Source organism: Actinoplanes oryzae (genome assembly GCF_030757795.1).
GTDB lineage: Bacteria > Actinomycetota > Actinomycetes > Mycobacteriales > Micromonosporaceae > Actinoplanes.
In genome coordinates this window covers 35584-44972 of sequence record NZ_JAUQWH010000062.1, presented here as the reverse complement: position 1 = coordinate 44972, position 9389 = coordinate 35584, and the positions used below count along the sequence as shown (strand labels likewise).

8 protein-coding genes are annotated in these 9389 nt (G+C 72.9%); 4 read left to right on the top strand and 4 right to left on the bottom strand.

All coding sequences use genetic code 11. The features are described 5' to 3' along the window. On the top strand, window positions 1-184 hold a 184-nt coding region (locus RBH18_RS21010), incomplete at its 5' end, for a hypothetical protein (RefSeq protein WP_306210342.1). On the opposite strand, the gene RBH18_RS21005 is transcribed toward RBH18_RS21010, so the two are convergent. Continuing rightward, entirely contained in the window at window positions 162-1088 is a 927-nt protein-coding gene (locus tag RBH18_RS21005; RefSeq protein ID WP_306210340.1) for a sigma-70 family RNA polymerase sigma factor, read from the bottom strand. The genes RBH18_RS21010 and RBH18_RS21005 overlap by 23 nt on opposite strands. An 81-nt stretch (window positions 1089-1169) precedes the next feature. Here RBH18_RS21005 and RBH18_RS21000 point away from each other — a divergent pair, with 81 nt between their 5' ends. Together RBH18_RS21000 and RBH18_RS20995 are read left to right on the top strand one after the other, a co-directional pair. Beyond that, window positions 1170-1955: an alpha/beta fold hydrolase gene (locus RBH18_RS21000; protein ID WP_306210338.1), complete on the top strand. Its 786-nt coding sequence runs from the start codon at window positions 1170-1172 to the stop codon at window positions 1953-1955. 54 nt (window positions 1956-2009) lie between these two features. Next, window positions 2010-3653, top strand: a complete 1644-nt coding sequence (locus tag RBH18_RS20995) for a serine/threonine-protein kinase (RefSeq protein ID WP_306210336.1) — start codon at window positions 2010-2012, stop codon at window positions 3651-3653. A gap of 64 nt (window positions 3654-3717) precedes the next feature. On the opposite strand, the gene RBH18_RS20990 is transcribed toward RBH18_RS20995, so the two are convergent. Next, a complete protein-coding gene (locus RBH18_RS20990; RefSeq protein WP_306210334.1) occupies window positions 3718-6579 on the bottom strand; it encodes a glycoside hydrolase in 2862 nt (953 codons plus the stop codon). A 159-nt stretch (window positions 6580-6738) separates the two neighbouring features. Beyond that, window positions 6739-8085, bottom strand: a complete 1347-nt coding sequence (locus tag RBH18_RS20985; RefSeq protein ID WP_306210332.1) for an APC family permease — start codon at window positions 8083-8085, stop codon at window positions 6739-6741. A gap of 72 nt (window positions 8086-8157) precedes the next feature. On the opposite strand from RBH18_RS20985, the gene RBH18_RS20980 reads away from it, so the two are divergent. After that, entirely contained in the window at window positions 8158-8583 is a 426-nt protein-coding gene (locus RBH18_RS20980) for a universal stress protein (protein ID WP_306210330.1), read from the top strand. Here RBH18_RS20980 and RBH18_RS20975 read toward each other — a convergent pair whose 3' ends face one another. After that, window positions 8584-9291: a carbonic anhydrase gene (locus RBH18_RS20975; protein ID WP_306210327.1), complete on the bottom strand. Its 708-nt coding sequence runs from the start codon at window positions 9289-9291 to the stop codon at window positions 8584-8586. It abuts the gene before it with no gap. Window positions 9292-9389 lie beyond the last annotated feature (98 nt).

Below are 9389 nucleotides of genomic sequence, written 5' to 3'. Positions count from 1 at the left end.
CAAGTCGGTCATCGTCATCGAGCACCACCAGGCCGTCATGGCCCACGCCGACTGGATCATCGACCTCGGCCCCGGCGCCGGCCACGACGGCGGCAAGGTCGTCTTCGAGGGCACCCCGGCCGCGCTCGTCAAGTCGGCGAAGACGCTGACCGGGCGGCACCTCAAGGCGTACGTGGCAGGCTGAACAGCGGGAACAGCCGCTCGGTGTCGAGGAAGTTGGTCACGCCGGTGATGCGGTTGCCGGTGAGTTCCAGGACGATGAGCGCCCACGGTTGCCCGCCCGGCCGGTACTGGCCGAAGGCGGGCAGCCCCGACGCGCTCGCCGGGATCAGGCGCGACCCCTCGCAGCCGCTGCCCGTGCCCGACATCCACGCGAGGATGTCGTCGTGGCCGCGCAGCCACAGGGGCAGCGGCGGCATGGACAGCGTCGCCTCCTCGTGCAGCAGGGCCACGAGCGCCTTGAGGTCGTACGCCTCGAAGGCCGTCACGTAGCGTCCCAGCAGCTCGCGCTGCGCGGCATCGGCTGGTCGCAGCACGTCGCCGGCCGGCGCGGTCGCCAGGGTCGCCCGGGAACGTTGCAGGGCGCTGTTGACGCTCGCCACCGACATGTCGAGCAGCTCGGCGACCTCGGCGGCGGACCAGGCGAGGACCTCGCGGAGGATGAGCACGGCCCGCTGCCGGGGTGGCAGCAGCTGCAGGGCGGCCACGAAGGCCAGCCGTACGGACTCCCGCACGGCCACCACCTCCGCCGGGTCGGCCCCGTCGCGGATCACCCGGCTGTCCGGGATCGGGCCCACCCACACCTCGTCGGGCCGCGGCTCGCCCGGGTCGGCGGCGGTGCCCGAGCCGGCGGGGCCGAGGTCCATCGGCCGCGCCCGGCGTTGCGCCCCGTCGAGCATCGTGAGGCAGACGTTGGTGGCGATCCGGTAGAGCCAGGTCCGCAGCGCGGATCGTCCCTCGAAGGTCTCCATGCCCCGCCACGCGCGCACCATGGTGTCCTGCACCGCGTCCTCGGCCTCGAACGCCGAGCCGAGCATGCGGTAGCAGTAGCCGGTCAGCTCCGGCCGGTACTCCTCGAGGACGGTCACGGAAAAATTCTGCCTCAGGACCGATGAGTTCCCGGCACCCGCCCGGTCTACCCCTCGTAAGCCACTGACGAAGGAGCGGGCATGTACGCCGAGATCAACGGACTCAACCTCTACTACGAGACGCACGGCACCGGCCGGCCGCTCGTCCTGCTGCACGGCGGCCTGGGCTCGGGGGAGATGTTCGCCCCGGTGCTGCCCGCCTTCGCCGCCGGTCACCAGGTGATCCTGCCCGACCTGCAGGGCCACGGCCGGACGGCGGACATCGACCGGCCCCTGGACATCGCCACGATGGCCGACGACATCGCCGCGCTGATCGACCACCTGGGCCTCGACCGTCCGGACGTCGTCGGCTACTCGCTCGGCGGCGGGGTGGGCTGGCAGCTCGGCTTCCGGCACCCCGGCAAGGTGCGGCGCCTGGTCGCCGCCTCGGCGGGCATCCGGCGCGACGCCACGTACCCGGAGATCCTCGACCAGCAGGCCCAGGTCGGCGCCGCGGCGGCGGAGTTCATGAAGGACACCCCGATGTACGAGTCGTACGCCCGCGTCGCCCCGCGCCCCGGGGACTTCCCCCGGCTGCTCGACAAGATCGGGCGAGCCATGGCGAAGGACTACGACTTCACCGAGCAGGTCCGCGGCATCCAGGTGCCCACGCTCGTGGCCGGTGCCGACGCCGACCTGACGCCGCCGAGCCACTTCGTCGAGGTCTTCGCCCTGCTCGACGGCGGGCTGCGCGACGGCGGCTGGGGCGGGGAGAACAGGCCCAAGGGCGGGCACGCGCTGGCGATCCTGCCGGGGCTGACGCACTACGACCTGTTCCTGTCCCCGGCGTTCGCCACGGTCGCACTGGACTTCGTGGACAAAGATTGACAGCGGTCCCCGCCGCCCGGAATCGTGGGGCCCGCTGTGTCGGGAGGGGAGTCCGTGGAGACCGAGACGAGGACGTCGCTGCGTCCGGGCGATCCGGCCCGCATCGGGGAGTACGAGGTGCTCGCCCGGCTGGGGTCCGGCGGCATGGGCGTGGTCTACCTGGCGCGTGACCCGGGCGGGCGGCGGGTGGCGGTCAAGGTGGTGCACGCCCACCTCGCGGACGGCGACGAGTTCCGCGGCCGGTTCCGCTCCGAGGTGCGGCGCGCCCGGCAGGTGCCGTCCTTCTGCACCGCCGCGGTGCTCGACGCGGACCCGGAGGCGCCGCAGCCGTGGCTGGTCGTGGAGTTCGTCGAGGGACCGTCGCTGGCCGAGGAGGTGCGGCGAGGCGGGCCGCTGCCGCCCTCCCAGCTGTACGCGGTCGCGGTCGGCGTCGCCACGGCCCTGGCGGCGATCCACGGGGCGGGCGTCGTCCACCGGGACCTCAAGCCGCAGAACGTGCTGCTGGCCCCGGGCAGCCCCAAGGTGATCGACTTCGGCATCGCCCGGGCGCTGGAGTCGGCCACGCAGCACACCCGCACCGGCGAGATCGTCGGCACGGTGAGCTACATGGCGCCCGAGCGCTTCGACGAGCCGTCGACCCCGCTGACCCCGGCCGCCGACGTGTTCGCCTGGGCGTGCGTGGTCACGTACGCCGCGACCGGCCGGGCGCCGTTCGACGCGGAGACGCCGATGGCGACCTTCGCCCGGATCCTCACCAAGCCGCCCGAGCTGGGCAGCCTCGACGGGCCGCTGCGCACGCTCGTGGAGCGGGCGCTGGCCGCCGACCCGGCCGCCCGGCCCACCGCCCGGGAGCTGCTCGACCAGCTGCTGGGCGCCGAGCCGGCCCCGCCGGTGGCCGCCGCGCTGGACCGGCAGCCCGAGCTGCGCACGGCGGCCCGCGAGGTCCAGGCGCCCCCGGCGGCGAAACCCCGGCGGGGCGGCCTGATCGCCCTGGTCGCCGCCCTCGGGCTCACGCTGACAGCCGGCATCGGCGTCGTCGCCGTCCGGACCGTCGACCCGCTCTTCTCCTTGCTGGACGCCGCGGCCGCCAGTGACGAGAGCGGCACCACGACCGACACCGTCGCGCTCGACGTGCCGCCGGGCGACCCGTTGATCTCCGACCCGCTCACCACCGCCGGATCCTGGTCCGCCGCGACCGCGAGCGCGGGGAGCTGCGTGAACACCGGCGTCGCCCTGGAGGTCACGCGCGCCACTCCGGGAACCGTCCTCTGCAGCGGCCCCAAGACGCCACTGACCAATCAATACACGCTGCAGGTCACGGGGACGATCCAGCTGCCCGGCACCTGCCTGGCCGTCTGGCTCTCGTGGACGCCGGCCGGCGGCCACCGGCTGCTGGCCTGCGAGGGCAGCTTCACGCTCAGCCGGGAGCGGGCCGGTCACGCCAGCGAGGTGCTGCGCGTCTTCCCGCTCGGCTGGGACGAGCTGCCCGCGGGCGAGCCCGTGCGCCTGCAGGCCGTCGTCCGCGGCAACGGCATCACTGTCGGCCACGATGACATCCAGATCGGCCAGAGCCCGCTGGCCGGGCTCGACGTCACCTCGGGGCGGCCCGCCGTCGGCCTCGTCACCGTGCAGGGAGGCGACACCCCGCAGGGCGCCGCCTCCTTCACCGATCTCACCGTCGAGGCCCTGCCCGGCTGACGCCGGCCGCTTGGCCGGGAGCCTGGGCGACCGCCGGCGGCTGTGCGTTCGGGTGCTGGGGAGATCAGCTTGCCGCGGTCAGGGCGTACACCTCGATTTCGCTCATCGTGATGTGCTGCTCGGGCCGGGCCGTCAGGACCACCCGGACCGCGTCGCTTGTCGCGCTCGCCGGCACGGTCACCACCGGAGCGGCGGACCCGCCGGAGGGTACGTCCACCGGGGCGCCCGCGTCGGCCCACCCGCCGGCCGCGTCACGTACCTGCAGCTGCACGCTTCGCGGGTAGCTGTCACCACCGTCGCGGTAGAAGTGGACGGCGACCTTGCTCAGCACCCGCTGCCGGGGCAGGGCCACGGTGAGCGTGTCCGACGGGTTCTTGGCGCCGGACTTCCAGTTGGACCAGGCCTTGTCCGTCCGATCGCCATTGGTGAGCCCGGCGGGGGAGTAGCCCGGCTCGGTGAACGTCGCCGTGACGCCCGCCGTGGCCGCCTGCTCCTCGACCGGCTCGGTCACGGTGACCCGGGCCGTCGCGGGCAGCGTGCGACCGTCCCCGGCGTCGGCGCGCCCGGCGACCGTGACGACGCCGGGCTCGTCGAACGCGCCCGGCGCCGGCGGTGCCCAGACGACGGCACGTTCGGTCCTGATCCCGCGCCGGCCGACCGCGGTGACCGTGGCGGGCAGGTCGGGCGGGGCGCCGGTGAAGGTGCGTGCCTGCGCCGGTTCGGTGCGTACCAGGGTGTCGATCTCGACGACGGCCCTGGCCTGGAACACGTGGCCGAGCGGGTCGGTCGCGCGCCCGGTGACGGTCACCGTGCGGGGACGACGCCACGTCGAGTCGGGCAGCCGCTGCCACGTGACCGGAAGGGTGCCGCGCACCCCGTCGGGCCGGACCGCGTCCACCGTGGCCGGCAGCTGCGGGACGATGCCCGGCGGGGTGAAGACGGCGGCCGGGCGGACGCCCAGCACGGTCTCGTCGATCAAGGTCCAGCGCTGGTTCGCCCCGGAGTTCGCGAGATAGGTCGAGACCGGGGAGCCGTCGGCCGTGGCCTGACCGCCGACTTCGAGCAGCCGCTTGGTGGTCACATCGATCAGCGTGTACGTGCCGTCGCCGGTCGTGGACAGGATCCAGCGCGACGGCGTCGATGACAGCGTCACCCCGGTGCCCGTGCCGGTCAGGTAGCCGCCGGCCGAGGACACCGTGTACTCCGCCCGGTTGCTCGCGCCGCCCGCGACCTTGGTGAGCGTCCAGAGCTGGGTCGCGGACGCCGGGTCGGTGGTGCGGATGACCGTGCCGTCGAGGGACTTGCCGCTCTGCACGCCTTCGAGGCGGAACACGTGGCCGCTCGGGGCGGCGGCCACGCCGGACACGCCGGTGACCAGCAGGGTGGTCACGGACCGGGCAGGCACCTGGACGGTCGCGGCCCGGTCGCGTACCCGGACGGGCTTGCCCCGGCGCAGCGCGCCGGAAGCGTCGGTGACCACCGGGGTGACCGTCGCACCGCGCGCGACGGACCCGAAGGCCGACAGGTCGAGCTGGACCGTGCGAGCCTCGTCACCGTCGTTGACGTGCACGACCGTGGCGCCACGCCCGTTCCCGGTGACCGCGGCGACGCTCGACGTGTCGTCCACCTCGATCAGCTTGTCGCCCGGCCGCACGTAGTGGGTGAAGTTGCGGACCGTGTCGAACTTGGTGTTCGTGTAGATCGGGCACGTCTCGAGCGTGTCCGCCGCCGTGCAGTCGAACGGGAGCTGGATGCTGCCCCAGTTGGCGCCGGCCGCGCTCTCCCCGCCGGGCTTCATGTTGTCGTAGTCCTCGACGGGCTGCCAGAACACCCACGCCGACGGCTCCAGCTCGCGCAGGTCGTCGACGATGTGCCGGGCCATGCCGAGGCCCGGTTCCATGCTCGTGAAGCTCTGCCCGGCGCCCCACGAGCCCTCGACCTCGCTCATCCACAGCGGCTTCCGCTCGCCCTTGGCGATGTCGCGGACCGTGGTGCGCTGCCCGGTCCCGTACGTGTGGACGTTGAGCTGCCGCACCAGGGCGCGCACCTCGGGCGAGTACGCGTTCCAGTTGGTGGCGAAGGTGCCCGGGTTCGTCTCGTCCATGGCCGAGATGACGGTGTCACTTCCCGCGGCGTCGAGCTCGGCGGCGAGGGCCGTGATGATCCGCTGCTGCAGGGCGGGGCCGGCGTGCGCGCCCTCCTGGCGGCCGCCGGTCGGATTGCCGTCGGGGCCGAGCTGCGTACCCCAGTAGGTGGTGTTGGGCTCGTTGAGCGGATCGATGGTGCCGACCTTGATCCCGTGCGCCCGCTCCAGCTCCTGGGTGACGCGCACCAGGTACGTCGCGAAGTCGTCCACGGTGTCGGCCCGGATCTGGTCCTGACCGGCGTCGAAGTTGCCGGAGACGTAGCCGCTGGTGGTCTGGAAGTACGGCGGCGAGTTGCTGAACGTCTCCCAGTGCGTGACGTCCTGCTTGATCCGGTCGACCCACCAGCGCTGCGTGGCGTCGGCGTCCAAATTCCAGTGCGCCGGGTCCGCCGGGTCCCACCAGTCCTTGTCGGCCCGGGTCGTGCCCTCGGGCGCCTGCCACCAGCCCTCGACCGCGCCGCCCTTGCGCAGGTAGTCGGGAACGTCGGGGGCGTTGCCGCCGCCGATGTTGTAGCGGGCGATGTTCAGGTTGAGGCCGTCCTCCCCGAAGACGAGGTCGGCCAGCTTCTCGCGGATCTCGTCGGGGTAGTCGCCGGTCGCGTTGGCGAACCAGACGAGGCTCGTGCCCCACCCCTCGAAGGCCTGCCCCTGGTACGCCGGATCGGGGCGCACGGTGACGTCGTTCGTCGCGTCCCCCGGGGCTTGCGGTTGCGCGTGGGCGGGGCTCACGCCGAAGCCCACGATCGCTGCGGCCAGCGCAGCCGTGACCTGTCTCAGCACCGGATGTCCCTTCGTAACATCATCGACACATGGCGATGATGTTAACGTAAACATCTATGCTTGTGGAGATCCACTTCGGCCTGCCGGGGCCGCCCGGTCGGATCGAGGACGATGGCGGCCGTGGCGAGCAGGATGACGCCGAACGCGGTTCGGGCGACCTCAGCCCTGGCGGGCCCGTCGCTGGGTGACGAAGGTGACGGCCCACAGGATCACGCCGATGACGAGGAGGATGCCGGCGACGCGGTAGTCCGCGGCGGCCCGGCCGGACAGCGGGCTCGCCAGGTAGGCGCAGGCGATCGCGCCGATGACCGGGATGGCGGTCGGTGCGCGGAAGTGCTTGTGCTCCACGGTGTCGCGGCGCAGGACCAGGACGGCGATGTTGACCACGGTGAAGACGCAGAGGAGGAGCAGCGAGGTGGTGCCGCCCAGGGCGGTCAGGTCCGCGAACCAGATCAGGCCGAAGGCGATCACCGTGGTGAAGACGATCCCGACCCACGGGGTACGCCGGCCGGGGTGCACGCGTCCGAGCACGCGCGGCAGGACGCGTTCGTTCGCCATGCCGTACAGGAGCCTGCTGGCCATCAGCATGTTGATCAGGGCGCTGTTGGCGACCGCGAACATGGTGATGAAGGCGAAGATCCACAGGGGGAAGCCCGCCGCGCCCGCCTCGACGACCTTGAGCAGCGGCGCGTCGCCCTCGCCCAGCTCGTCCGGCGCGACCAGCGCCACCGAGGACAGCGACACCAGGACGTAGATGACCCCGGTCAGGCAGATGCCCAGCAGCATGACGCGCGGGAAGATGCGGACCGGGTCCTTGGTCTCCTCGGCCATGTTGACCGAGTCCTCGAAGCCGACCATCGCGAAGAACGCCAGCGCCGTCGCCGCCGTGACCGCGAAGAACGGCGACTCGCCCTCGGCGGCGTTGAAGTCGTTGAGCCGCGACAGGTCGCCGTCGCCGCCGCCGATCGCCCACGCGCCGATGCAGATCACGATCAGCAGGCCGGTCAGCTCGACGCAGGTGAGCAGGACGTTGAGCTTCACGCTCTCGCCCACGCCGCGGAAGTTGATCAGCGCGATCAGGGTCATGAAGCCGAGCGCCACGGCCGTCAGGCCCACGCCCTCGCTCAGCGTCAGGTCGAACGCCTCGCCGAAGTTCTCCGCGAACGCCTTCGACGCGCTGGACGCCGAGGTCAGTCCGGAGCACATGACCGCGAAGGTGACCAGGAACGTGAGGAAGTGGATGCCGAACGCCTTGTGCGTGTAGAGCGCCGCGCCGGCCGCCCGGGGATACTTCGTCACCAGCTCCAGGTAGCTGAACGCGGTGAGCAGCGCCACCACGAACGCGCACAGGAACGGCAGCCACACCGCGCCGCCGACCTCGGACGCGACCCGGCCGGTGAGCGCGTACACGCCGGTGCCGAGGATGTCGCCCACCACGAAGAGCAGCAGCAGGCCCGGTCCCATGACCCGCTTGAGCGCGGGCTGCTCGTGCGTTGTCTCGACCATCTACTCACGTTAGGTGATCCTCCGCGTCCGCGCCTGTCGACATGCGACACTCGCGCGGGGAGGATGGACGGCATGCGCATCGTGCTGGCAGCAAAGCCCGGGGCCGACCAGCCGTGGGTCGCCGACGCCGTCATCGACCTCGCCCGCCAGACCGGCGCCTCGGTCGCGGTCGTCGCCGTCGACGCGGTCGAGCTGGAACGCCTCGCCGCCGCCCCGCGCAGCGTCTCCGCCGAGCGTGCGGAGGAGGCGGCCGCCGCCGCGGCGCAGCGCATCGCCGGTGCCGGCATCGAGGTCACGACGGCCGTCCTGCCCGGGCGCCCGCTCGACCGCATCCTCGGCTTCGCGGAGTCCGAGGCTGCCGACCTGATCGTGGTCGGCTCCAGCGGCCGTCCCGCCGTGGCGCAACGGCTGCTCGGCAGCGTGCCGCTCGAGCTCATCGAGAAGTCCGCCCGGCCGGTGCTGGTGATCACCCACCCGCACCGGCCGGACGGGCCCTGATCACTTCACGATCGTGACGCGCCCGGTGTCGAGGTCGTACCGGGCGCCGACGACGCGCAGGGCGCCCGCGGCGACCCGCTCCCGGATCAGCTCGCTGCGGTTGATCAGCGCCGCGGCCTGCGTACGCACATTGTCCTGCACGGCCTGCTCCACGACGTCGCCGGACCCGCCCGCCAGCGGCTCGACGACCGGCCGCAGGGCGTGCACGATCGCGCCGATGTGCCCGGGCGGGGTGCCGCCGTCCCGCACCACCCCGAGGGTCGCCTTGATCGCCCCGCAGCGCTCGTGACCCAGCACCATGATCAGCGGGGTGGCGAACTCCGCCACGGCGAACTCGACGCTGCCGAGCAGCAGATCGTCGACGATGTTCCCGGCCACCCGGTTGTCGAAGATGTCGCCCACCCCGCGGTCGAAGAGCACCTCCGGGGAGACCCGCGAGTCGGCGCACCCGAGCGTGATCGCGAACGGGTGCTGCGCGGTGGCCACCTTCCGGCGCTGCGCGGCGCTGTGGTTCGGGTGCGTGGGCTTCCCGGCCACCACCCGGCGGTTGCCCGCGAGCAGCAGCTCCAGCGCGGCGCCCGGCGTGGTGGCGGCCGCGGCGGCCTGGGGCGTGGCGGCGTTCGCGGCGACGGCCGGGAGGGCGGTGGTGACGAGGGCGGCGCCGCCGGTGGCGAGGAGCGCCCGGCGGGAGAGAACGGTACGAGCCATGCGCGGCACAACGGCACCCCGGCGGCGTACTTGAGGAAAGCCGGGCCGTCGTGCAACCCGGCGCCGGTCCGGTCTCGTGTTTGACCCGACCGACGAGA